Annotated in this window: 21 protein-coding genes; 7 read left to right on the plus strand and 14 right to left on the minus strand. The window is 71.0% G+C overall.

Features of this window, described 5'->3' with window-relative positions; translation table 11 throughout:
• Window position 1 precedes the first annotated feature (1 nt).
• The 3 genes from AC6RUA_RS04845 to AC6RUA_RS04855 all read right to left on the minus strand — a co-directional run bounded on the left by AC6RUA_RS04845 (window position 2) and on the right by AC6RUA_RS04855 (window position 3,033).
• Entirely contained in the window at window positions 2-1,717 is a 1,716-nt protein-coding gene (locus AC6RUA_RS04845) for a rhomboid family intramembrane serine protease (protein ID WP_499814810.1), read from the minus strand.
• Between the two features lie 132 nt (window positions 1,718-1,849).
• The gene (locus tag AC6RUA_RS04850; RefSeq protein WP_499814811.1) at window positions 1,850-2,578 is read right to left on the minus strand and encodes a M24 family metallopeptidase; all 729 of its coding nucleotides are present in this window, start codon (window positions 2,576-2,578) and stop codon (window positions 1,850-1,852) included.
• A complete protein-coding gene (locus AC6RUA_RS04855; RefSeq protein ID WP_499814812.1) occupies window positions 2,557-3,033 on the minus strand; it encodes a hypothetical protein in 477 nt (158 codons plus the stop codon). Before AC6RUA_RS04855 ends, AC6RUA_RS04850 begins: the two co-directional genes overlap by 22 nt.
• A 126-nt stretch (window positions 3,034-3,159) precedes the next feature.
• Here AC6RUA_RS04855 and AC6RUA_RS04860 point away from each other — a divergent pair, with 126 nt between their 5' ends.
• From AC6RUA_RS04860 to AC6RUA_RS04885, 6 genes are all read left to right on the plus strand, one after another.
• Window positions 3,160-3,429, plus strand: coding sequence for a DUF7964 domain-containing protein (locus AC6RUA_RS04860; RefSeq protein WP_499814813.1), 270 nt, complete (start codon window positions 3,160-3,162; stop codon window positions 3,427-3,429).
• A 50-nt stretch (window positions 3,430-3,479) separates the two neighbouring features.
• Entirely contained in the window at window positions 3,480-3,920 is a 441-nt protein-coding gene (locus tag AC6RUA_RS04865) for a universal stress protein (RefSeq protein WP_499814814.1), read from the plus strand.
• Window positions 3,921-4,129: 209 nt separating this feature from the next.
• On the plus strand, window positions 4,130-5,128 hold the full coding sequence (locus AC6RUA_RS04870) for a hypothetical protein (protein ID WP_499814815.1): 999 nt from the start codon (window positions 4,130-4,132) through the stop codon (window positions 5,126-5,128).
• A gap of 71 nt (window positions 5,129-5,199) precedes the next feature.
• Window positions 5,200-5,418 carry a hypothetical protein gene (locus AC6RUA_RS04875; protein WP_499815400.1) on the plus strand — a complete coding sequence of 73 codons (219 nt, stop codon included), beginning with the start codon at window positions 5,200-5,202 and terminating at the stop codon, window positions 5,416-5,418.
• Entirely contained in the window at window positions 5,415-6,413 is a 999-nt protein-coding gene (locus AC6RUA_RS04880; protein WP_499815401.1) for an alkaline phosphatase PhoX, read from the plus strand. The genes AC6RUA_RS04875 and AC6RUA_RS04880 overlap by 4 nt, the downstream gene beginning before the upstream one ends.
• Window positions 6,414-6,567: 154 nt before the next feature.
• On the plus strand, window positions 6,568-7,845 hold the full coding sequence (locus AC6RUA_RS04885) for an amidohydrolase (protein ID WP_499814816.1): 1,278 nt from the start codon (window positions 6,568-6,570) through the stop codon (window positions 7,843-7,845).
• A gap of 283 nt (window positions 7,846-8,128) precedes the next feature.
• On the opposite strand, the gene AC6RUA_RS04890 is transcribed toward AC6RUA_RS04885, so the two are convergent.
• The 9 genes from AC6RUA_RS04890 to AC6RUA_RS04930 form a co-directional block, all read right to left on the minus strand.
• On the minus strand, window positions 8,129-9,499 hold the full coding sequence (locus AC6RUA_RS04890) for a geranylgeranyl reductase family protein (RefSeq protein ID WP_499814817.1): 1,371 nt from the start codon (window positions 9,497-9,499) through the stop codon (window positions 8,129-8,131).
• Window positions 9,500-9,596: 97 nt separating this feature from the next.
• Window positions 9,597-10,031, minus strand: a complete 435-nt coding sequence (locus AC6RUA_RS04895; protein ID WP_499814818.1) for an ester cyclase — start codon at window positions 10,029-10,031, stop codon at window positions 9,597-9,599.
• Window positions 10,032-10,197: 166 nt separating this feature from the next.
• Window positions 10,198-11,319, minus strand: a complete 1,122-nt coding sequence (locus AC6RUA_RS04900) for an ABC transporter permease (RefSeq protein ID WP_499814819.1) — start codon at window positions 11,317-11,319, stop codon at window positions 10,198-10,200.
• A gap of 64 nt (window positions 11,320-11,383) precedes the next feature.
• Window positions 11,384-12,637, minus strand: a complete 1,254-nt coding sequence (locus AC6RUA_RS04905) for an ABC transporter permease (protein WP_499814820.1) — start codon at window positions 12,635-12,637, stop codon at window positions 11,384-11,386.
• Window positions 12,634-14,310: an ABC transporter ATP-binding protein gene (locus AC6RUA_RS04910; RefSeq protein WP_499814821.1), complete on the minus strand. Its 1,677-nt coding sequence runs from the start codon at window positions 14,308-14,310 to the stop codon at window positions 12,634-12,636. Before AC6RUA_RS04910 ends, AC6RUA_RS04905 begins: the two co-directional genes overlap by 4 nt.
• Before the next feature lie 89 nt (window positions 14,311-14,399).
• Complete coding sequence (locus AC6RUA_RS04915) at window positions 14,400-15,176, minus strand: formate/nitrite transporter family protein (RefSeq protein ID WP_499814822.1); 777 nt, start codon at window positions 15,174-15,176, stop codon at window positions 14,400-14,402.
• Window positions 15,177-15,275: 99 nt separating this feature from the next.
• Window positions 15,276-16,490, minus strand: a complete 1,215-nt coding sequence (locus tag AC6RUA_RS04920; protein ID WP_499814823.1) for a BMP family lipoprotein — start codon at window positions 16,488-16,490, stop codon at window positions 15,276-15,278.
• 236 nt (window positions 16,491-16,726) lie between these two features.
• Window positions 16,727-17,194: a GNAT family N-acetyltransferase gene (locus AC6RUA_RS04925; protein WP_499814824.1), complete on the minus strand. Its 468-nt coding sequence runs from the start codon at window positions 17,192-17,194 to the stop codon at window positions 16,727-16,729.
• A gap of 112 nt (window positions 17,195-17,306) precedes the next feature.
• Window positions 17,307-18,668 carry a phosphohexomutase domain-containing protein gene (locus AC6RUA_RS04930; protein WP_499814825.1) on the minus strand — a complete coding sequence of 454 codons (1,362 nt, stop codon included), beginning with the start codon at window positions 18,666-18,668 and terminating at the stop codon, window positions 17,307-17,309.
• A 162-nt stretch (window positions 18,669-18,830) separates the two neighbouring features.
• Here AC6RUA_RS04930 and AC6RUA_RS04935 point away from each other — a divergent pair, with 162 nt between their 5' ends.
• A complete protein-coding gene (locus AC6RUA_RS04935; RefSeq protein ID WP_499814826.1) occupies window positions 18,831-19,124 on the plus strand; it encodes an acylphosphatase in 294 nt (97 codons plus the stop codon).
• Between the two features lie 35 nt (window positions 19,125-19,159).
• Here the strand turns inward: AC6RUA_RS04935 and AC6RUA_RS04940 are convergent, their stop codons facing one another.
• Both AC6RUA_RS04940 and AC6RUA_RS04945 read right to left on the minus strand, forming a co-directional pair.
• Window positions 19,160-21,682, minus strand: a complete 2,523-nt coding sequence (locus AC6RUA_RS04940) for an efflux RND transporter permease subunit (protein ID WP_499814827.1) — start codon at window positions 21,680-21,682, stop codon at window positions 19,160-19,162.
• A complete protein-coding gene (locus tag AC6RUA_RS04945; RefSeq protein WP_499814828.1) occupies window positions 21,679-23,202 on the minus strand; it encodes a COG1361 S-layer family protein in 1,524 nt (507 codons plus the stop codon). The genes AC6RUA_RS04940 and AC6RUA_RS04945 overlap by 4 nt, the downstream gene beginning before the upstream one ends.
• Window position 23,203 lies beyond the last annotated feature (1 nt).

Here is a 23,203-nt window from a genome sequence, read left to right on the forward strand (position 1 = left end):
CTCACTCCAGTTGCCGTTCGCCGCCGTACGTCTCCTTCTTCGCGATACGGACCCGCGTGGCGTTGTCCTGGGTCATCGCGTACACCGTCTTGCCCTCGCGAGCGAACGAGAGCCCACCCGCCGACACCGTCTCGTTCTGGTCGGGGACGGCCGCCCACGTCGTCTGGTTGTCCTCTTGGACTCGAAGCAGGAACGTCTCGTCGACCGGCACGACCGTAACCCTCCGACCAGCGATGCGCGGACCGGCAGTCGCCGGCGGGGCCACGTACGCGGTGCGGGTCTCGCCGTCGTGCCGGAGGCGGACGTGGTAGGTGACGTTGCCGCCGGTGGCGCGCCACCCCTCGCGGACGGCCGTCACCGTCTCGCGCCACCCGAGTCCACCGAGCACGACCGTCGACCGACCGGCGAACGCGAGACGCCCCTTCGCCACGGCCGTCGTCCAGACGCCGCGTTCGGGGTTGCGGACGATGACGCCCGAGGTGTTCACGTTCGTCGTCTCGCCGAACGCCTCCATTTGCACCGCCGACACCATCCCGTTCTCCACCCCCTCGGCGTACGTCACCTCGTAACCGCGAACTTCGACCGGTTGGCCGGGGAGTGAGTCGTCGTCGACGGTGGTGAGACTCACGGGGACGGCCGCGCCGGCGAGTCCGGCGGTGACGACGAGCAGGCAGGCCGTGGCCGCCATCGCGGGCGTCGCGCGGCCGAGCGCCTCGCGGACCGACGCGCCGCGGACGGACCGCCACCGGCGCGTCCCCAGGGCGGCCACGAGCACCGCGAGGACGATTACGAGCGCGAGGCCGGCCCCGCGGTAGAGCACGTACGTCTCGCCCCCGCGATACCAGTAGAGCGCCCACAGCGACTGCTCGACCGCGAACAGGAGCGCGCCGACGAACAGGTAGGGGGGACGCGGGAGGTCGTCGTCGCGCGCCCGCGCAAGCGCGAACGCCACCAGCAGACCGAACAGCAGGCCGAGCGCGTGCCCCTGAACCGCGATGCCCGCCCACCAGGGGGTGACGTACGCCGGGCGAGCCGATGCGACGACGACAGGCGACCGGAGCGCGTTGTACGCGACGGTGAGCGCGCCCGACCCGGTGAGTGCCACGACGGTCGTGAACGGCCGGTAGAGCAGCGCGAACCCCGCGAACGCGAAGACGACGCCCGAGAACCCGACGACCGGGCCGAGCGAGAACACCGCGGTCGCGAGTCCGACGACGATGGCCCCGGCGGGGAAGAGGAGGAACGCCCGGACGTACGGGTGCTCGCGCCACGACCCGAACGACGCGGTCCCGCGGTCGGTCGGGAAGTGCCCGAACGCGTACTCGGCGACGGACGCGAGCGCCAGCGTCGCCATCAGGTTGCCGAGGAGGTGACCCGGGCCCGCGTGCGCGAAGCCCGCGGTGAGCAGCCCCAGCGGCTCGAAGTACGACCACGCCCGGAACGGGATGACGACGGGCGCGTACCAGTGGTCGTATCCACCCTGGACGAACAGGTACACCCCGAGGACGAACGCCACCGTGGTCAGCGTGCCGAACGGCACGCCGAGGAGGAGTCGATGGCGGACCGACGCCAGAACCCCCGCGCTCTCGACGCTCGCGTTCCCCTCTCTCGCCTCCCGGTCGTCCCCCCGGGCGCGGTCGATTGCGGCCGTGACGAGACCGCCCGCGACCAACGCCAGGACGACCCCAAACTGCATCCCGAGCGTGGCCCAGTTCACAGAGGGTGTCAGACCCCCGCATACTTGACCGTCCCGGTCGGGCGAATTCCCTTAGAAGGGACGTCCCTCACCCCGGGGAACGACAGCGGAGACGAACGAGACCGCCTCGCGCTCGACGGTGGGGCGTGCCGGTCACAGCGTCCCGAACGCCGTCTGGGGTGGGGTGACCCACTCGGGACCGTCGTCGGTCACGCGGACCATCTCCTCTTGCCCCACGTAGCCGTGTTCGGTCGCCACGCCGAGTTCCACCGTGTACACCTCGCCGACGCGGACCTCCCCGCGCGGAGTGTCGCCGTACCGGTCCCAGCGCGGGCCGAGCAGCGTCCCGCCGTCGTGGGCGGCCCGGCCGACCTGGTGGCCGAACCCGTGCTCGAACGCCGGCCACCCGCGCTCGGTCAGTTCCTCGCGGGCGGCCGCGTCCACCTCGTACCCCTGCACGCCCGGGTCGAGGGTGCGCATCCCAGCGTCGATGGCCGCGCGCACGTCGCGGAACGCCGCGCGGAGGTCATCGCTCGGCTCCCCGCGGACCCACACCCGCTGGATGTCCGCCGCGTACCCGTCCGTCCGGACGCCGAAGTCGACGTGGAGCACGTCCCCCTCGCCGAGCGCGTGCTCGCCCGGTAGCGTGTGACCGACCTCGCTCTCGCCGCCCATGTGGACCGTGGGGCAGCAGTCCCACGCCCACGCCGACCCGAGGTCGCGCTCGCGCATCCGGTCGTGGAGGAACGCCGCGAACTCGGCCTCGGTCGTGTCGGGCGTCCACGTGCTCGCGGCCGCCTGCAACAGCGCCTCCGTCTCCTCGGCCGCGCGCTCGATTCGCTCGTGCTCCGTCGCGGACTTCAGCCCCCGGACGCGGCCCACGAGGTCGCCCGCGCTCGCGAACTCGCGGTCGGGGAGGAGGTCCCGGAGGCGGAGGTACAGCCCGTGGGTGAGTCCGTCGGCGGCGGTGTCGTCCGGTCGTAGTTGAGCGCGACCGTCTCCGCGCCCATCCCCTCGAGGACGGTCCGGAGCGGGTCACGGATGGACTCGTCGTACGCGCGGACCTCGTGGACGCCGAGTCGCTCCGCGTTCGGCGCGTCGTGGCGTCCCAGTACGACCGCGGAGTCGTCCGGGCCGACGACGACGGCGGTCGGCCACACCACGTCGAACCCGAGGAGGTACGGCAGACACGGCTCGGGCATCTCGTCCGTCTCGCGGCAGAACGTGAGCCACGCGTCGACGGTGTCGTGGTCCGCGACCGCGGTCCGCGCCTGCGCGACCTTCTCGGCGACGAGATCGGCGTCGAGTGCGTCCGGTACGTTCGGGGCGTCCGACATGACCGGGTCGACGGACGCGACCCCGTTAGCCGTTGTCGTGTCGGCGGCCGACGACGCGCTCGCCCGCGGGTGACACCGGGCGAACGCGGTCGACAGCCTCTTTCCGCTCGGACGCCCCTCTCCGGCGTGTCACTGGTCACCTCGCTCCCGGACCGCCCGCTGTCGGCGGGCGAGATCGCGGCGCTGAACCGCGCCGACGCGGTGGAACTGGCGGTCGCGGTCGACGAGGACGGCCCGACCGACGGGCTGTTGCTCGCCACCGAGGCCTGGGTGAAGGGACTCGGGCTCCGCGACGGCGCGTGGACGGTCGTCGAGTCGGTCGCGCTCGGCGATACGGAGCGGTACGAGGCGCTGCGCGCGTGCGAGGAGGCGGTCCGCGCGGGTCGGTCGGACTGACGCCGACCGCCGTCGGCTTTACCTCCCCGTCGCGGGAATTTCGACCCGCGATGTACGACGAGATACTCGTTCCGACGGACGGCAGCGCGGCGGCGGCCGCCGCCATCGAACACGCGGTGACCCTGGCCGAACGATTCGACGCGCGGATTCACGCGCTGTACGTCGTCGACGCGACGGCGTACTCCACGCTCGAGGCCGGGTCGAGCGTCGTCATCGAGGCGCTCGAGGAGGAGGGCGAGGGGGCGGTCGACACCGTCGTCGAGGCGGCCCGAGCGGCGGACGTTCCCGTGGTCGAACGGGTCGTCTCCGGCACCGCCTACCGGTCCATCCTCGACTACGCCGACGAGGAGGAGGTCGACCTCATCGTGATGGGCACGCACGGCCGACGGGGGCTCGACCGCTACCTGCTCGGGAGCGTCACCGAGCGCATCGTCCGGGCCGCCGACCAGCCGGTGATGACCGTCCGACTGCACGACGACGAGGAGGAGTGAGCGGGGTGAGCAGGGCGAACGCCCTCGGGCAGGTGGAAACGGGCCACCCTCACGACACCACCGGGTAAACATAGTGCCCGGGACCGCTCCCCCGGGAACGGGCGAGGTCCGGTCCGGACCCCGGACGTCTGACCGGTCCGGCGGCGACAATATTCCACTCATTTGGTCTTAGAAATTTTGAGGAGGACGGCCCGACGAGAGTCGCGTACATGTCGGAACTCACCAGGAGAGGGACGCTGGGGCTGCTCGGGGCGCTCGCTCTCTCCCCGGCGGCAGTATCGGCGCAGACAGACGGCGACGACGAGGCGGCGGGGGGACCGACCCTCAACCGCTTCGCGACGACGGTACTCGGCGCGGAGATAACGGGGCTGTACCTGACGCGGACGAACCGCCTCTTCTTCAACGTCCAGCACCCGGACGTGAACCAGGACGGCGAGACGGAGTTCGGGCGCGTCGGCGCGCTCACCGGGACGACGATGGCGGACCTCCCGCGCGACTTCGGGAGCCTCCAGCCCCCCGAGACGCAGGAACAGAAGACGGAAGTCCGGACGGCGGTGGGCAACTACCAGGTGCTCGCGTACGGCGGCGACGACACGCGCGGCGAGGACGAGCGACTCGGCTTCGCGTACACGCCCGACGGCGAGCAACTCACCGGCGGGACGGACCCGGACTACAACGGGTTCGTCTCGATGGCCGACGTCGAGACGGCGCGGGCGAACGACGGGAACGGCGCCGGGAGCTACCAGATAGACTTCGTGAAAGACGAAGTCGAGGGCCGACTCGGCCAGGACGAGGACGACTTCTACGGCGCGCAGAGCCGCCTCATCCAGTACGCGCACGCGAGCGGCGGCGAGGTGACCGAGCGGGACACGTGGATAAACTCGCTCGAGGAGAGCGTCCGCCGGCGCGTCACGGCCGAGCCCATCGAGGCGAACGACGGGACGGCGACGGTGTCGTTCGCCGTCTCCGAGGGCGACGACATCACGCTCTCGCTGGCCGCCTACACGCTCCCTGGCGGGGAGTTCTCCTTCGAGAGCGCGCCCTCCAGGAACTCGTCGACTCGGCGACGGGGACGTTCGGTCCCGGCGAGCACACGCTCACCGTCGCCCTCTCGGGCGGCGAGAGCGACACGGGCGGCGGCGAGAACGAGGGCTACCTGTTCACCAACTGGGAGCACGTGCCGGGCGACGTCTCGCGCAGCCACCTGACGATGGGCGACGGCGGGACCTGGGAGGTCGGCGAGAAGGCGAACGTCGACTTCCGCGACGTCGGCGGGACGATGACCAACTGCTTCGGGACGGTCAGTCCGTGGGGGACGCCGCTCACCTCCGAGGAGAACTACTCGGTGCCGGGCACCCCGGCGTGGAACGCCCGGACTGGGACTACGTCGGCGACGCCGAGCCGCTCGCGCGCTACCTCGGCCACGAACCCGACGACGACGGCGTCTTCCGCGAGGGGTACTCCAACCCGTACCGGTACGGCTACATCGTCGAGATAACCCAGCCCGGCAGCGGCGACCCGACACCGGTCAAGCAGTTCACGCTCGGCCGGTCGACCCACGAGAACGCGGTGGTGATGCCGGACGAGAAGACGGCGTACACCACCTCGGACGGGACGGGGAAGGTGCTGTTCACGTTCGTCGCCGACGAGGCGGGTGACCTCTCGGCGGGGACGCTGTACGCCGCGAAGGCGACCGGCGACAGCGGCGACGACTTCAACACGGTCGGCTTCGACATCGAGTGGGTCGAACTCGCGCACGCCACGAACGCCGATATCGAGTCGTGGATCGCCGAGTACGACGGCGTCACGCAGGCCGACTACACGGAGGGCGAGAACAGCTACATCACCGAGGAAGAGGTCGACGAGTGGGTCGACGGCGACGCCGCGGACGACCGCGTCGCGTTCCTCGAGGCCGAGCGCGCCGCCGCGAAAGTCGGCGCGACCGACGAGTTCCGGAAGATGGAGGGAATCAACGTCCGCCGGAACGCCGAAGTCGGCGACTACATGTACGTCTCGATGTCCGAAATCACCGAGACGATGGCCGACGACGAGGGGGACATCCGGCTACGGGGCAACGACTACGGCGCGGTCTACCGGCTACAACTCGAAGAGGGGGACGACGTGAGCCGGATGGAACCGGCCGTCACCGGCGGCCCGCAGGCCAACATCTGCGGCGGCTGTCAGGCCGACGCCGCGCCGAACTCGAACGCGTCCGTCTGTCAGGACTGCGAGTTCAACCCGCAGAACGAGTCGCCCGAGACCGAGGACACCGAGGGCGTCACCGGGAAACTCTACGCCGCGGGCACGGCACCCCTCGAAGACATGCTGGCCGACGCCGAGCAGGACCCCGAGGAGACCATCGCCAACCCCGACAACGTCGTCGTCATGGACGACGGTCGCGTCGTCATCGGCGAGGACACCGACCTCCACGAGAACAACATGGTCTGGGTCTTCGACCCGGCGGACGACGCCGCCGGCGGTTCGTCCGCGTAGCCTCCGGAGCCCTGACTCGGGGTCGCTTCCGGCCCGCTCCGCTCGTTTCCCTTCCTTTTCGCATTTTTCGTCGGCACCCTGTTCGACCGGCTTCGTCACGCCACCGCGTCGCCGCGACGCCCGGCTTTATGCCGGGTCGTACCGACCTTCGTCCATGAGTCTCGCCGTCGAACACGACGACCTCGTTCGGTTCCGCAGGGACCTCCACCGCCACCCGGAACCGGCGTGGTGCGAGTTCTACACCACGGCCAGCATCGTCGCCGAACTGGAGACGCGCGACGTGGACGAACTCCACTACGGCCCCTCAATCCTGGGCTCCGAGCGGATGAACGTCCCCGACGAGGCCGAGATGGACGAGTGGTTCGAGCGCGCGAGGGCGGCCGGCGCGCGCGAGGACGTCCTCGCTGAACTCGAAGGCGGTTGCACCGGCGCCGTCGCCGTCGTCCGCCGGGGTGACGGCCCGGTCGTCGGCGTCCGGGTCGACATCGACGGCCTCCCCATCACCGAGGCCGACGCCGACCACGCGCCCGCCGACGTCGGCTTCCGGTCGGAGAACGAGGGGTGGATGCACGCCTGCGGGCACGACGCCCACGCCACGTTCGGCGTCGGCGTGATAGACGAGATACTCGCCTCCGACTTCGAGGGGACGCTGAAGGTGTTCTTCCAGCCCGGCGAGGAGCAGGTGGTCGGCGGGAAGCCGATGGCCGACTCCGAGTTACTCGCCGACGTGGAGTACCTGCTCGCGGCCCACGTCGGTCTCGACCACCCGACGGGCGAGGTTGTCGCGGGTGTCGACGGCTTCCTCGCCGTCTCGCACTTCCTCGCGGAGTTCGACGGGGAGTCGGCTCACGCGGGCGGGCACCCCGAGCAGGGGAAGAACACCGTGCAGGCGATGGCGACGGCGATTCAGAACCTCTACGCCATCCCGCGGCACGCCGACGGCGCGACGCGCGTGAACGCCGGGCTGGTCGGCGGCGGCACCGCGACGAACATCATCCCCGAGGAGTCGTTCGTGGAGGGGGAGGTCCGCGGCGAGACGACCGAGTTGATGGAGTACATGGACGAGAAGGCCGAGACGGTCCTCCGGTCGGCCGCGGAGATGCACGACGTGGACGTGACGACCGACCGACTCGGGATGGCCCCGTCGGCGACCAGCGACGGCGAACTGGTGGACGTCGTGGCCGAGGTGGCCGCCGGCGTCGACGGCGTCGACTCGGTGCTCGACCGCGACGAACTCGGCGGGAGCGAGGACGCGACGTACCTGATGCAGGCAGTGCAGGCCAACGGGGGCTACGCGACGTACGTCGGCGTCGGGACGGACCACCCCGGCGGGCACCACACGGACACGTTCGACGTCGACGAGGCGTCGCTCGACATCGGGGTCGAACTCCTCTCGCGGTCGGTACTCGAAGTCGCCGCGCGGCGGCCGTGACCGACCGTCGTGCGCGCGGGTCGCCAGAGCGCCCGACCGGCGAAGACGGTTGAGTACGGCGCGCCAACCCGAGAACGGTCGCCGCTGATCGGGCTGTCGTGACCTTCCTCCAGTCCCCCGTTCCCGCTGTTGGCGACCCGGCGGGGTATTTCTGAGACACGCGGACCGGGGTCCGGTCGACGACGGTGTGGTGGAGTGGGACGCCCGCACGACGCCGACGCACGCGAGAATCGGGCGGCCGCGACCGGGTCCGTCGGTCGGCTCCGGCGCGCCACCGGTCGCGTCAGTACTTCGGGTCCGCTCCGGTCACCGCGTACACCTCGTCCATCAGGTCGTCGCGCCGGTCGCGCCACGCGTCGAACGCCGACGGCCGGGACGGGTAGCGCCGGTAGTGCGCCATTAGGTCGTCGGCGACGCGCTTCGTCCGGTAGAAGTCGAGAATCTGGCTCCAGTAGCCGTAGCTCTTCCGGGCGACCTGGAGCGCGAGGCGCGGGCCGACCGACGTCGTCCCGGAGTAGAGCGCCTCCGCGAGGCTCTCGCCGGGCAGGGCGGCGAGTAGTCCCATCAGTTCGTCCACGTCGACGGCCGTCGAGAGCACGTTGTACACGTCGAGCGCGGCGTAGCGCGCGCCGAAGTGGTCCATCACGCGCTCGTTGTAGTGCCACAGCGCCTCCTCGCTCGTATCGCCGTCCGCGAGCGCGTCCATGGCCTGTTCGGCCGCGTACTTCCCGGCGTACGCCGCGCCAGCGATGCCGCCGCCGGTGGTGGGGTTGACGTGGCCCGCCGCGTCGCCGACGGCGAGGAACCCGTCGGCGACCGCCGAGTCGTACGGGCGGCGGGTGGGGAGCGCCGCCCCGAGTTTGTCGGTCACCCGAGCGCCCTCGAACTCCGGGCGGTCCCGCAGGTCGCGCTTGAGGTCCTCGACGAGTTTCATCGGCGGTTCGCTCATCTGGAACCCCAGCCCCGCGTTGATTTCCGTCCCCGTACGCGGGAAGTACCAGAGGTAGCCCGCCGCCCGTTCGGTCGGTTTGAACACGAGCGCGTCGCGCCACTCCACCTCCTCGTCGACTTCGAGTATCTCGCGGTACGCCGAGGAGAACTGCGAGTAGGAGACGTTCGTGTCGAACGTCGCCCCCGACAGGTCGGCCCGGTCCTGGAGGATGGAGAGGGACCCAGCCGCGTCGACGACGACGCCGGCGTCGTACTCGACGACGTCGCCCTTCCGCTTCGCGCGCAGGCCCGTGACCCGTCCGTCGTCGTCCTGGAGGACGTCCTGGACGACGGTGTCGTAGTGGACCTCCGCGCCGCGTCGCTCGGCCCCGTCGATGATGAGGCGTCCGTACTCCCACCGGTCGATGACCGCGAGTTCCCCCGGGATGGGGATGTCGAGCACCGTGTCGTGGGTGGGTATCTCGAACCGCCCGTGGGTCACGTCGGTGTTGGTGAACGCCGACTGTATCTCGGATTTGGGGATGGCGTCCGGGAACGCGTCCGCGCCCTTCAGCGCGTCGCCGCAGGCGATGTGTCCCGCCTCCTCGGCGCTCTTCCGCTCGACGACGGCGACGTCGAGTCCCGCGTCGGCCGCCGTCGCGGCCGCGTAACAGCCGGCGGTCCCCGCGCCGACGACGGCGATGTCGGGTTCGTGCGTGGTCATTGTCTCCCTTCGCGTCCGCCCCGGCAAAAAGTTCGTTATTCGCGCTCGGTCGGCCGACGCGCCTCCACGCGTAGCCGACGGCGCGACGGTGGACGACTCACTCGGGGAACGTCCCCAGCTGACGGAAAAAGCTCACCGCGTCCGAGAGTGCCCAGTACTCCGTTATTCGGCCGTCAACGCAGGTGAAGAAGCTCACGTTCTCCCACTCGACGGTCGTCCCGGTCGGCTCGATTCCCAGGAACGGCCCCTCGTGAGTCCCTCGGACCGTCCAGTGGACGACGACCGTCTCGTCGTCCGTGAGGAGGCGGTTCGTCGTCGTCTCGGCGTCGGGGAACGCGTCGAGCGCCGTCTCCAGCATCCCGCCGAACTCGTCTCTGCCGTGTAGTTCGACCCCGAACGAGGGGTTGGTGACTACCACGTCGTCGGCGACGAGTTCCTCGACCACTGTCACGTCCCGCTCGGTCCAGACCCCCGACAACAACCGTTCGACCAGCCGTTCGTTGCTCGCCTCGGTTGGTGAGTCGTTCGTCATATTCATACGCCGATGGTGTCCGCAAGGAGGAAACGATTGCTCGGCGGGGCGAGCGACCGGGGAGACGAGACGCGGCGCCCGGTCTACCGGCGACGCCCGAAACGTCGCCGCCGCTCGCTCGACTCGCGCCGCGCTTTTGTCGGCGGCCCGACCGGAGGACCTCGCGCTACTCCTCGCCCGACTCGTAGTGTTCGCCGGCGGCGTCGGGCGTCCGGGTCCGGCCGAACAGCGCGAGCACGACGACGACGGTGACGTACGGGATGGTCCGTACGAGCGGGTCGGGCACGTCGATGACCGCGCGCGCCTGCAACACGAGCTGGAGCGCGTCGAGACCGGCGAACAGCAGCGTCGAGAGCAGCGTCCCGATTGGGTTGTAGTTGCCGAACAGGTACGCCACGATGGCGATGAACCCCTTCCCGTTCACCATCGTCGGCCCGTTCCCCGTGAACTGGCCGAGCGACAGCGACAGCGCCGCGCCGCCGACGCCCGCCAGCACGCCCGAGAGGAGCACCGCGGCGTAGCGCACCCGCGAGACGTTCACGCCGGCGGTGTCGAGCGCCTTCGGGTTCTCGCCGGAGGCGCGGACGTGCCGGCCGAACGCGGTGCGGTTGAGCGTCCACCACGACGCCGCGACGGCGACGAACATCAGGTACACCATCGGCGAGGCGTTGAACAGCGCCCCGAAGAACGGGACGTCCACGAGCGCGTACCCGCCGACGAGTTCCGCGGTCACGGCGTCCGAGAGCACGGGAATCCCCATGCGCGGGAGGGTCGCGAACGTCGGCACGCTGTCGGTGTTCGTGCTGCCGTAGACGACCTGCGAGGCGAACGGCGCCAGTCCGAGCGCGATGAGCCACACCGCCAGCCCGGCGATTATCTGGTCCGCGCGGAACTCGATACACACCACCGCGAACAGGAGCGCGAGCAGCGTCGACGCCAGCACGCCCCCGAACAGGCCGAGCCAGACGTTCCCGAGCAGGTCGGTGGCGTACACGCCGGCGAACGCCGCGATGATGAGCAGCCCCTCCAGCCCGATGTTGATGACGCCCGCCTTCTCGGCGAAGATGCCGCCGAGCGCCGCGAAGGCGATGGGCACCGAGAGGCGCAGCGCGGACGCGAGCGTGGAGTTCGCGAACAGCACGTCGACGAACCGGCCGGCCGTGGAGTCGGGCGCGGCGAACCCCATCGCGACGAGGACGAGCACCGCCGCGACGGCCGCGAGCCCGAGATACACCCGGAGTCCGGCGTCGTCCGCGCGCTCGCGGAGTCCGCCGACGGTCGTACTCACGAGCGGACACCTCCCGATCGTGCGTTCCGAGCGCGCCTGTGTGCGAGGAGCGGAACGACCGTGCTCACTCGCGCTCACCCCCGTCGGTGGCGACGGTACCCCGTTCCGGCCGGTCGACGCCGAGCCGTCTGCCGACGAGCCGGAAGAACTCCGGCATCGCCACGAACAGGACGATGAGCCCGCGGAGCACGCCGACCAGTTGCGGCGGCACGTTCGTCCCCACGTCGACGACGATGCTCCCCGACTTCAGCACGCCGAACAGCAGCGCCGCGGCGACGGCGCCCACGGGGTTGTTGCCCGCCAGGATGGAGACGGTGATGCCGTCGAAGCCGTAGTCGGGCACGCCGGTCTGGAAGTTGCCGAGCACCATCAGCACGTACACCGCGCCGCCGAGCCCCGCGAGCGCACCCGAGAGCGTCATGCTCGCGACGACCGTCCGGGCGGCGTCGACGCCGCCGTACTCGGCGGCGTCGGGCTGGAGCCCGCTCGTCCGCACGTCGTAGCCGAACGAGGTCCGCGCGAGCAGGTACGCGACGGCGAACGCGAGTCCCACCGCGAGCGCGAGCGCCACGAGCGACACGCCCGCCCGGTCGGGAAACACCACCTCCGGGAACCGGGCGTACGCGGGCAGCGGGCGGGTCTGGGTGGCGAAGCTCTCGGGGTCCTTGAAGTGGTCCTGGACGAGGTACAGCGCGACGGCGGTAGCGACGAAGTTGAGCATGATGGTCGTGATGACCTCGTTGGCGTCGGCGTACGCCTTGAGCGCGCCCGGAATCGCGCCGTACACCCCCCCGCCGAGCGCGCCGACGAGGAGGCCGAAGGGAACGAGCACGAGCGTCCCGACGACGCCCGAGAACGCGGGCGCCACCACGAGCACCGCCACCGCGGTGGCGAGCGCACCCACGACGAGTTGACCCTGCCCGCCGATGTTGAACACGCCGGCCTTGAACGCCACCGCGACGGCGAGGCCGGTGAACACGAGGATGGTGGTCTCCGAGAGCGTCGTGGCGAACTGGCCGTTGAGCGGGTTCGCCGCGAGGTTGCCGAACGCGCCGAGGAACAGCCGGTCGTACACGGTGAGGGGGTCGTAACAGAACCCGACGCCGAACAGCGAGTAGGCGGCCGCGCCGCAGGTGGTCATCCGCCCGGCCGCGAGGATGAGCAGGTAGCCGATGGCGACGGACAGCAGCAGCGCCGACCCCGAGATGAACAGCCGCTCGGCGGCCGAGGCCCGCACGAGCCGCGAGAGCAGAGCGAACGCCCGCTCGCGCGCCCCGACGCCGGAGCCGGAGCCCGGTCCAGAATCGCCGTCGCTCATGCGTCACCTTCGCCCGTCCCGGTTCCGCCGGGTGCGGCGTCGTTCGGCTCTCGCTCTCCGACCGACTCGGCGTCCTCGCCGGGGGCCTCGGTCTCACCGCCGCGCAGGCTCGGCACGTCGTCCGGGCGCTCGCCAGCCATCAGCAGGCCCAGCTGCTCGTCCGTGACCGCGTCGGGGTCGACCACGTCGACGACGCGGCCGCGGTACATCACCGCGAGGCGGTCGGAGAGTCCCCGGACCTCGTCGAGTTTCGAGGAGACGAGCAGCACCGCCTCTCCCCGGTCGCGGAACTCGATGAGGCGGTCGTGGATGAACTCCGTCGAGCCGATGTCGACCCCTCGGGTCGGGTGGGAGGCGACGATGCAGTCCGGGTCGCGGGCGAACTCCCGGCCCACGATGAACTTCTGCTGGTTCCCGCCCGACAGCGACCGCGCCTCGGCGTCCGTGTCCGGCGGGCGCACGTCGTACTCCTCGACGACGCTCGCGGCGTGCGTGTCCGCGCGGTCCCAGTCGATGCGTCCTCCACTGGCGAACGGTTCGTCGTGCTGGCTCCCGAGGACGCCGTTCTCCACGAGGTCGAACGCCATCACCAGTCCGCGCTCCTGTCTGTCCTCCGGGACGTACGCCATCCCCCGCCGCGTTCGTTCGCGCCGGGACGCGTCGGTCACGTCGCGGCCGTCGAGCGACACGGAACCGGCCTCCGGGTCGCGCAGGCCCGTGACGACCTCGACCAGTTCGGACTGCCCGTTGCCGTCGACGCCCGCGACGCCGAACACCTCCCCCTCGCGGACGGTGAGCGACACGCCGTCGACGGCGACCACCCCGCGGTCGTCCTCGGCGGTGACGCCCTCGGCGCGCAACACCGGGTCGCCGGGCGTGGCCGGCGCGTGGTCCGTCTCCAGAACGACCTCCCGGCCGACCATGAGTTCCGCGAGTTCCTCGGAGGTGGTGTCCGCGGTCCGGACCGACCCGACGTTCCGCCCGTCGCGCAGCACGGTCACCTCGTCGGCGGCCTCCAGCGCCTCGCCCAGTTTGTGGGTGATGAAGATGACCGTCTTCCCCTGGTCGGTGAGTTCGTCGAGCACGTCGAACAGGTCCTCCACCTCCTGCGGGGTGAGGACCGCCGTCGGCTCGTCGAGGATGAGCACGTCCGCGCCCCGGTACAGCGCCTTCAGAATCTCCACTCGCTGCTGGACGCCGACCGAGACGTCCGCGAGCGTGGCGTCGGGGTCCACGTCGAAGCCGTACCGCTCCGAGAGGTCGAGTACGTCCGCGCGGGCGGCCTCGCGGTCGACCGACAGCCCGCCCCACTTGCGCGGTTCGTTCCCGAGCGTGATGTTCTCGGCCACCGTCATCGGGTCGACCAGCATGAAGTGCTGGTGAATCATCCCGACGCCGGCGTCGATGGCGTCCCGCGGCGAGTCGAACCGCCGGGGGTCGTCGACGTACGAGCCGCCGTCGTCGCGTTCCAGCCCGTCGCCGTTCACGTACACGTCGCCCTCCGTGGGTTCGTACAGCCCGTAGAGGACGTTCATCAGCGTCGTCTTGCCGGCCCCGTTCTCCCCGAGCAGGGCGTGCACCGTCCCCCGCTCGACGGAGAGGGTCACGTCGTCGTTCGCGGTGACGCCGGGGAAGCGCTTCGTGATTCCGTCGAGGCGGACGGCCTCTGGCATCTCGTCGGGGCTTTCGACGGGGCGAGTATAAACGCCGCGTTTCGTCGTGGACCGGCGCGTTCCCCCCTAACTCCGCTGTAGACGGCCGGCTAGGCGTCCGCGCCTCTCGCCTGTGCGACGTGCGTGAGCGTGACCAGACCGAGCCCCCCGATGACGTTCCCCGCCGTGACGACGGCCGCCGTCCCCGCTATCGTTCCGGGGCCGTACCCGGCGCCGAAGAGGAGGCCCAACAGGAGGTGGAGGACGGTGACGATGACGTGGTCGAACGACCCGAGCGCCAACAGGAAGCCGACGAGGTACGCGAGAGCGATGCGGCTTCCGACGCCATCGACGGCCAACAGAAAGAACGACAGCAGGCTGACGAGCACACCGCCCGCGATGGAGTCGGCGAACGCCGCGAGGGCCGTCTGGCGGGCGATCTCGTCGGCGGTGTGGCGAAGTGCCCCGGTCGTCGTGGTGTTCAACGCCCCCTCGACAGAGAAGACGTACACCATGAGCGCGCCGCCGACGAGGTTGAACACGAAGGTGACGCCCCACAGACGAAGGAGTCGTCCGAGCAGCCACGAGTCGGCGTCGACGGCCTTCGCGACCGGGTCGAAGAAGTTTTCGTTGAACAGTTCCGCCCGGCCGACGATCAGGAAGACGACGCCGGGCGCGAACGCGAGCGCCCCGGCGATCGGCGCCGCCTCGCCGACGAGAGGTTCGACCATCCCCTCGACGATGCCGAGCGCGACCATCCCGAAGACGATCGTGAACCCGGCGATGAAGCTGGTCGAGACGAGTTCTATCGTCGACTGGTCGAGACGCCGTTCCCCCTCGGCCACCGCCCGACGAAACACCTCTCGGGGAGTAGGAGCGACTGGCACGCGCCGGCGTACGCCCGGTGCCGCCAAAAGCGTGGCTGCGAGGGCCCGCCCGTCGTCCCGTTCGCGTCGAGTCCCCGACGACGTCGGCCGTTCGCCGCCTCAGACCTCCGAGGGGGAGGTCGGCACCGTGATGTCGCCGTCGATGATGGCCTGCCGGGACTCGTCGATGGTGCTCTTGACCTCCGAGGGGATGGCCGAGCCGAGTTCCGACCCGTAGACGATGGCGACGCCCTCCTCGCTGAGACCGAGGCTGACCGCGGTGCCGCCCTCGAAGTTGCCGTTGACGACCGCCTCGGCCGCGTTGAACACGGCGGTGTCGACGCGCTTGACCATCGACGCGAGGATGACGTTCGCGTAGTCCGGCTTCGTCGTCGACTGGTCACGGTCGACGCCGATGGCGAACCGGTCCGTCTCCTGGGCCGCCTGGAACACGCCCGTCCCGGTGTTGCCCGCGGCGTGGTAGACGATGTCGGCGCCGCCGTTGTACATCGCGAGCGCCGCCTCCCGCCCGGCGGTCGGGTCGTTGAAGCTCCCGACGTAGCTGCTCTGTATCTCCGCGTCCGAGGCGGCCTCCGTGACGCCCGCCCGGTAGCCCGCCTCGAACTTCTTGATGAGGTCGCTCTCGACGCCGCCCACGAAGCCGACGTTCGCCGCGTCGGCCGTCGTCCCGCCCGCGCCCGCGGAGAACGACTGCGTCGTGAGCATGCCGGCCAGTTGGCCGACGAGGAACGACCCCTCGTGCTCCTTGAACGTGTAGGCGGCGACGTTCGGGAACATGTCGCCCGACTCGGTCGTCGGCACCGCGTCGACGATCATGAAGTCCTGGTCGGGGTACTGCGGCGCGGTCTGTGCCAGCGCGTCCGACTGGAGGAACCCGATACACGACACGAGGTCGTAGTCGGGGTCCGTCGACTGGGCGTACTGCTGCTGGTACTGGGCGAACTGCGACACCTCGTCCGGCTGGGACTGGTCGAACGACAGGCCGAACTCCTCGGCGGCCTGCTGGATGCCCGTCTGCGCCTGGTCGTTGAACGAGCCGTCGCCCAGCCCGCCCGTCGCGTACACCATCCCGACGTGAATCTGACCCCCGTCGCTCGACCCCTCCGTCTCGGTCGACTCCTCGGTGGTCTCCGCCTCGGTCCCCGATGCCGTCGTCTCCGAGCCCTCGGTCGTTCCGGCTTCCGTCTCGGTCGCCTCCGCGGCGGTCGTCGACTCGCCCTCGCCGGTCGGGCCGCCGGCACAGCCCGCGAGGCCGAGCAGGCCCGCGGCGCTGGCTCCTCTGATGAACGCGCGTCTGTCGAAGCTCCGGTCCATACCGTATTCGTGTGACATTCCGGTTTAAAATCGTCGTATTGGGCCGACCGGCGCACCACGCGCGCGTCGCGAGCGACCGACTACGACCGGGAGAGAGCAGTGCGGCCCCGTCGAACCGTTCGACAGTTGCTGGAAACTGACGCGCCGAGTACAGGGGGGTCCTCAGCAGAAGACGAAGACGAGACGGTCAGCGGGCAGCGCCGCCGGTTCTCCGCGTCCCGGGGGCGTCTCCCGGCTCACTCTACCGGTTGCGCGTAGTCGACCTGCTTCGGTCGGAACCCCGCCTCGCGGTAGAACCGGCGCGCGCCCTCGTTGTGCCACTCACAGGAGACCGTGAGGTGGTCACACTCCCGGTCGCGGGCCATCTCCCTCACGCGCTCCACGACGTCCGTACCGTGACCGCCGTTCCGGTGGGCTTCGTCGATACCGAGGTTCACGATGCGGAGGTACTGCGAGTACTGCCGGGAGGGGTGGCGACCCTCCCGGAGCGTGACGAAGCCGATGGTCTCGCCCTCGTGGACGACGAGGTAGTCGGTGACGTCCGCGTCGTCGAGATGGGAACGGAAGCCATCGGCTGGGACGTCCTCGACGCTCGCGTAGGATAGCTCGTTCAGTTCGTCGTACGCCTCCATCGCCTCTGCGAGGGAGTACCAGCGAGTGACGAGTGCGTCGAGGTCGTCGGCGGTGGCTTCGACGAGTTCCATACGGCGACTCCCGGGCGATCGTTCTTCTACCTGTGCCCGGTGTGTCGGCCGCTGGCACGCCCTATCGCGCGAGCGGCGGTGGGACGCGAGACGGCGCGAACGCCCCGGCGTGCTACGTCTCCCGGTCGACGGCGGCCGAGACGCGGTCGGCCACCGCCTCGACGAGCGCGTCCACCTCGTCGCTCTCCGCGTATACCCGGAGGTACGGTTCGGTGCCGCTCGGGCGCACGAGCGCCCACGCCGCGTCGGGGAAGGTGAGCCGGACGCCGTACTCCGTGTTCACCTCCGCGTCGGGGAACGCCGCCGGGAGGCCGTCGGTCAGCCGCGCCATCACGGCCGGCTTGGCGTCGTCCGGGCAGGCGACGCTCTCCTTGCGGTACGGCCGCTCGGTGACCGGCGCGCGGAGCGCGTCCAGCCCCTCCTCCGCGACGAGACGCGTCAGGAGGGCCGCGCTGACCACGCCGTCGATCCACCCGCCGAACGCGGGGTGGACGTGCTTCCAGGGCTCGGCCGCGAACACCACGTCCCCGCCGCCCGCCCGCGCCGACGCGATACCGTCGTGGAGGTAGCCGAGCGCGACCCGTTCGACCCGGCCGCCCGCGGCTTCGACCCGTTCGTCGATGCGTCCCGAGGCGTTCGGCGTCGTGACGACCACCGGGTCGTCCCCGTCGGCGGTCCGGACGTACCGCTCCGCCAGCACCGCGACGACGGTGTCCTCGTGGACGACGTCGCCGTCGCCGTCGACGAGGACGAGGCGGTCGGCGTCGCCGTCGTGCGCGATGCCGACGTCGGCGCCCCCGTCGCGCACGAACGCCCGGAAGCCCGCCAGCGTCTCGGCGGTCGGCTTCGACTCGCGCCCCGGGAAGTGGCCGTCCACGTTCGCGTTCAGCGTCACCACGCCCGCCCCGAGCGCGCGGAGCACCTGCGGGGTCGCGACCGACGCGACCCCGTTGCCGCAGTCGACCCCGACGCGCACGTCGCCGGGGTCGGCGCCGAACTCGCTCGCGTACGCCGCGACCGCCCGCCGGTACGCGGGGAGCGGGTCGGCGCGCGTCCCGTCGCCCCACTCGTCCCACCGCGCGGTCGCCGTCCCCGCGGCGACGCGCGACTCCACGTCGGCCTCGGCGGTCTCGGCGTACTCGACCCCGTCGACGAACAGTTTGATGCCGTTGTCGGGCGGGGGGTTGTGCGACGCGGTGAGCATCACGCCGCGGCGGCCGCGCGAGGCGAACGCGAGCGCCGGCGTCGGCACCTGCCCGACCCGCCGTACCGTCGCGCCGGTCGACTCCAGACCGGCCTCGACCGCCGCCGCGAGCGCGGGACCGGTGACGCGCCCGTCGCGGCCGACGACGAACTCCCGGTCGCCGTCCTCGCGCGCCGCCGCGCCGACGGCGCGCGCCACGTCGAGCGCGAGGTCGGGGGTGACCCGCTCGGCGGCGCTCCCGCGGATTCCCGCGGTTCCGAAGAGGTTCATACCCGTCCGTTCGCCGGCACGCCCATGAGTCCCCCGGATTCACCCCTCCGAGCGACGACCGGGACGGTCCCGGAGAACGCGTCGACGGCGACGGGCGCCCGGAGCGGACACCGAGAACGGAGCGCCGCCGGCTTTTCGTCCGCGACGCGCGTACCGCCGCCCATGAGCACAGACACGGACGGCGACCGCATCCGCGCGCACGTGTTGGTCTCGGGACGAGTGCAGGGCGTCTACTACCGCGACACGACGCGAAAGACGGCCAGAGAGCACGGCGTCGACGGCTGGGTCCGGAACCTCGACGACGGCCGGGTCGAGGCGGTCTTCGAGGGGGCCAGCGACGACGTGGAGGCGCTGGTCGAGTGGTGCCACACCGGGAGCAGTGCGGCCGTCGTCGAGGGCGTGGACGTCGAGTACGGCGACCCGGAGGGTGAGACCGGGTTCGAAGTGCGGCGGTAGGCGCCGACCGATTCTGACCCCCGGGGTCGACGGCGTCAGTCGGCGCTCGCAGCTGTGAGTGACGAGCCGTTCGAGTCGTCCGGCTCGGCGTGGCCGATGGGCCGGTCGGGGTCGTGGCCCTCGAACCGGTCCCACACCACCAGCGTCGAGGGGAGCACGAGCAGCGACGCCACGAACGAGTAGAGGACCGAGACGGCGGTGAGCGTCCCGAACTGTCCGAGGATGCTGAGCGTCGCGAACACCAGCACGCCGATGCCGCTCGTCGTCGTGAGCATGCTCCCGAGCAGCGCGCCGCCGGTGCCGCGGACCGTGCGTTCGAGCGCCGTCTCCAGGTCCGTCTCGCGCCGCTCGTCGACGAACCGGTGGACGACGTGGACCGAGTAGTCGATGCCGAGGCCGATGGTGAGCGAGAGGACCGTCGCGGTGAACGCGTTGAACGAGATGCCGGTGGCGCGCATCGTCGCCGCCACCAGCGCCACCGAGACGACGATGGGGACGGTGTTGGCGAGGCCGAGCGACGGCAGCCCCTCGAGGACGAGGTAGATGACGAGCAGGAACACCACCGTCAGCGCGAGCGCCGTCGCCAGGCTCGTCACCGCCGAGTCGAAGATGAGGTCCGACACCGCCTGGAAGACCACGATTCCGCCTGTCGCGATGGCCTCGCCGCGGAACCGCTCGGCCACCCGCCTGGCGTCGGCGGTCACGGCCGCCTGGTCGGCGTCCCCCTCGACGGTGTAGACGACCTGCGCGCTCCGGCGGTCCTCCGCGAGGTACTGGAGCGTCGCCTCCCGCGAGGACGACGAGAGGAGGTAGTCGTACACCTCGCCGAGGTTGTCGTCGGGGACGCCGTTCGCGTCCCGGTCGTTCCGCCGGACGAGTTCCCGGAACTCGGGGTCGTCGGCCGCGCGCGACTCGACGACCGCGACGACGCTCTGTGACTCCGCGCGGCCGTCGGTCCGGACGAACGTGTTCGGGGGGTCCGACCCCATCCGGTGGAGTTCCTCGAGGGCGGTGTCGCGCTCCATGTGCGTCTCGACGTAGACGACGGCTGACCCCCCCTGACTCGCCGTGAACCGCTCGTCGAGGAAGTTCAGCGTCGCGGTGGCCGAGTAGTCGCCGGGCGCGAACGGTTCGGGGAGGGCGTCGAGGTACGCCGGGGTCTCCTCGGGGGGGAGGAAGTCCTCCTGGGAGAACGACGTGGAGACGCCGGTGGCGTACGCCCCCGAGGCGACGGTGACGAGGAGGACGAGCGCCAGGAACGCCGCGGGTGCCTTCTCGGAGACGACGACGCCGACGCGGAGCACGCCGGCGACCCACGATCCTTCCGCGCCGAGCGGCGACTGGCTGAACACCGGGATGGGGATGCGCTCGCGCCGACGGTCGACCCACACCTTCGCCGCCGGGAGGAACACCCCGAAGATGAGGAAGGTGAACAGGATGCCGACGGCGGCGACGAAGCCGAAGTCGCGGATGGGAGGGAGTCCCGACGTGAGGTTCGAGAGGAAGCCGATGACCGTCGTCCCGGTGACGATGAAGAACGCGACGAGCAGTTGCCTGCCCGCCACTTCCATCGCCCGGCCGACTGGCAGGCCGGTCTGGCGGTCCTCGCGGTAGCGGTTGATGGCGTGGATACCGAAGTCGATGCCGACGGCCAGCAACAGCGGCGGGACGGCGATCATCACCTGGTTGAACGGGATGCCGGCGAGTCCGAGGAAGCCGAACGTCCAGACGATGGCGAGCAGCAGCGCGAACGACCCGAGGAGCAGGTCGAGCAGGTCGCGGTAGGCGACGACGAGGAAGACGACGATGAGGACGACGGCCGCGGGCGTCACGATGAGCAGCGAGTCGCCGATGACCGCGGAGAACTCGGCGGCGATGATGCCCGACCCGAACACCGTGATGTCCCCCTCCGTCGCGCCGACGACGGACTGGACGCGCTGCTGGATGGGGGTGAGCGGACTCTCCCCGCTCTGGCCCGCGGCGGCACCGTCGGCGGCGACGCCCGGCACCTCGTGGGTGACGACCCCAATGGTCGCGGAGGCGGACGCCGCCTCCGCGTTGAAGTCGTCCGAGACGGCACCGGTGAACGCCGGGTTGTCGGCGTTCTCGCGGACCGCGGCCCTCACCTCCCCCGGGGTCGCCCGCTCGAGCGCCCGGACGCGCGCCTCCGTCGTCGTCGCGGACGGGTCGAGCGTCGCCGCGACGGTGGCGGCGGCACTGGAGGTGGCGACGACGCGTAGCCCCTCCGTCTCCTCCAGTCGCTCCTGCGTCCGGAGCATCCGGAGCATCGCCGGCTTCGACAGCGCGTTCGGGTTCCGCTGGACGAGTTGCGTCGACCCCGTGTCGGGCGCGAACGTCGGGTTGAACTCGTCTTGGACGTTCGAGAGCGCCTCCTCGGCCGGGATGCCCGCCGCGAACTGCTCGGTCCCCGCCTCGGTTGAGACGCTGCCGAGTCCCGCCGCGAACACCGCCGTGGCGAGGAGGAACGCGAGGACGACGCGTCCCGGCTGCTCGGTGATAGCGTCGGACGCGGCCGCGACGAGGCGTTCGGCGTTCATCGACGGCGGAGGTAGTACGCCCCGCCGACCACGACGAGTAGCGCCACGACGGCGCCGCCGACGAGCAGCGGTGACGGGCCGCTGTCGGTCGGTTCGACGGCGGTGACGGGCACCTGGTACGTGTCGGAGATGAGCGTGTCACCCTCGGGCGTCTGGTAGCGGAAGTCGACCTCCGCGGGGTACACTTTGGGGTACGCGGAGCCGGCGAGGCTCACCTGGAACACGACTTCGCGGGTCTCGCCGGGGGCGAGTTCCGGGATGAACGCCTCGTCGTCGCTCGCGGAGAGGGGGGCGTCGACGAACAGTTTCGCGGACACGTCGCTGACTGGGGTGTCGAGGACGTTCGTCACCCGGAGCGCGAGCACCCCGTCGGAACCGGTCTCGTACGTGGCGTTCACGCCCGACACCGCGAACTCGTCGCGCGACTCGGCCACCGGAACGCGCGCGTCGATGGGGTCGCTCTCGCGCCGCGTCCCCTCGCCGTCGCGGTACTGGACGCCGAGGGTGAACTGCCGCGGGCCAGCCTCGGCGGCGTCGGACACCTCGACGTCGAACGCGAACGCGGCGGTCTCGCCGGGGGCGAGCGACCCCACGGCTACCTCCGGTTCGAGCGGGGAGACGTTCGGGTTCGTCGTCTCGAAGCGGACGACGGCGTTGCGCGCCGGCTGCTCGCCGGTGTTGCGCACCGTCCCGCGGAGTTCCCCCTCCTCGCCGACGCGGAGCGTGCTCGTGAGGTTCGCGACGCCGAACGTCTGTTCGGCCACCGGCGTCACCCCGAACGAGAGCCGACGCGACGTCGCGGCGACGCCGTCGGCGTCGTCGTACTCGACCGTCCCGTCGAGGGCGTACTCGCGGGTCTCGGCGGTCTCGGACAGGCGGACGTCGACCGCGACGGTCTTCGTCTCGCCCGCGGCCCACGACCCGACGAACCGGCGCGTGCTCTGTGCGTCGCCGAACGTGAGGTCGCTGTTGGCCGACCGGAGTTCGAGCACCGCGTCGCTCGCCGCCTGTTCGCCGACGTTCGTCACCTCGACGGCGACGGTCCCGCTCGCGCCGACCGAGGCGTCGGTCTCGACGGACTCGACGGCGAACCGGGCGCGCTCGCGGACCACGACGGTGATAGAGCGCACGCGCGTCGTGCGGTCCGTGTCCTCGTCGTCGTAGTCGATCCGCACCGGGAGGCGGTACTCACCGGCCGAGACGTTCGCGGGGACGTCGATGCGGACGGAGACGGTCCGCGTATCGCCGTCCGGCATCGTACCCAGGAGCCGGGGGCCGGAGCGTACCTCGATGGGCGTGTCGCCGCTCTCGAGGGTCACGACCACGTCGCCGGCGGTCTCGGCGGTGTCGTCGGGGTCGGCGGCGTCGTTACTCAACTCGAACGTCAGCTCCTGCGTGGCGCCCGGCTGAATCGTCGGTTCCGGGACTGTCGTCTCGAAGCGCGCGTTGACCGCGAGCGCGACGCTCGTGGGGACGACGAGCAACGCGACGAGACAGAGCACGGTGAGTCTGCGTGACATG

This window comes from Halorarum sp. SLYT50 (assembly GCF_059821265.1).

What these genes read in the sequence shown, in the direction of transcription:
- AC6RUA_RS04855 (WP_499814812.1), bottom strand. Translation starts at nt 3,033, where the DNA reads ATGTCGGACGCCCCGAACGTACCGGACGCACTCGACGCCGATCTCGTC.
- AC6RUA_RS04865 (WP_499814814.1), top strand. Translation starts at nt 3,480, where the DNA reads ATGTACGACGAGATACTCGTTCCGACGGACGGCAGCGCGGCGGCGGCC.
- AC6RUA_RS04870 (WP_499814815.1), top strand. Translation starts at nt 4,130, where the DNA reads ATGTCGGAACTCACCAGGAGAGGGACGCTGGGGCTGCTCGGGGCGCTC.
- AC6RUA_RS04875 (WP_499815400.1), top strand. Translation starts at nt 5,200, where the DNA reads ATGACCAACTGCTTCGGGACGGTCAGTCCGTGGGGGACGCCGCTCACC.
- AC6RUA_RS04885 (WP_499814816.1), top strand. Translation starts at nt 6,568, where the DNA reads ATGAGTCTCGCCGTCGAACACGACGACCTCGTTCGGTTCCGCAGGGAC.
- AC6RUA_RS04890 (WP_499814817.1), bottom strand. Translation starts at nt 9,499, where the DNA reads ATGACCACGCACGAACCCGACATCGCCGTCGTCGGCGCGGGGACCGCC.
- AC6RUA_RS04895 (WP_499814818.1), bottom strand. Translation starts at nt 10,031, where the DNA reads ATGACGAACGACTCACCAACCGAGGCGAGCAACGAACGGCTGGTCGAA.
- AC6RUA_RS04905 (WP_499814820.1), bottom strand. Translation starts at nt 12,637, where the DNA reads ATGAGCGACGGCGATTCTGGACCGGGCTCCGGCTCCGGCGTCGGGGCG.
- AC6RUA_RS04910 (WP_499814821.1), bottom strand. Translation starts at nt 14,310, where the DNA reads ATGCCAGAGGCCGTCCGCCTCGACGGAATCACGAAGCGCTTCCCCGGC.
- AC6RUA_RS04920 (WP_499814823.1), bottom strand. Translation starts at nt 16,490, where the DNA reads ATGGACCGGAGCTTCGACAGACGCGCGTTCATCAGAGGAGCCAGCGCC.
- AC6RUA_RS04925 (WP_499814824.1), bottom strand. Translation starts at nt 17,194, where the DNA reads ATGGAACTCGTCGAAGCCACCGCCGACGACCTCGACGCACTCGTCACT.
- AC6RUA_RS04930 (WP_499814825.1), bottom strand. Translation starts at nt 18,668, where the DNA reads ATGAACCTCTTCGGAACCGCGGGAATCCGCGGGAGCGCCGCCGAGCGG.
- AC6RUA_RS04935 (WP_499814826.1), top strand. Translation starts at nt 18,831, where the DNA reads ATGAGCACAGACACGGACGGCGACCGCATCCGCGCGCACGTGTTGGTC.
- AC6RUA_RS04940 (WP_499814827.1), bottom strand. Translation starts at nt 21,682, where the DNA reads ATGAACGCCGAACGCCTCGTCGCGGCCGCGTCCGACGCTATCACCGAG.
- AC6RUA_RS04945 (WP_499814828.1), bottom strand. Translation starts at nt 23,202, where the DNA reads ATGTCACGCAGACTCACCGTGCTCTGTCTCGTCGCGTTGCTCGTCGTC.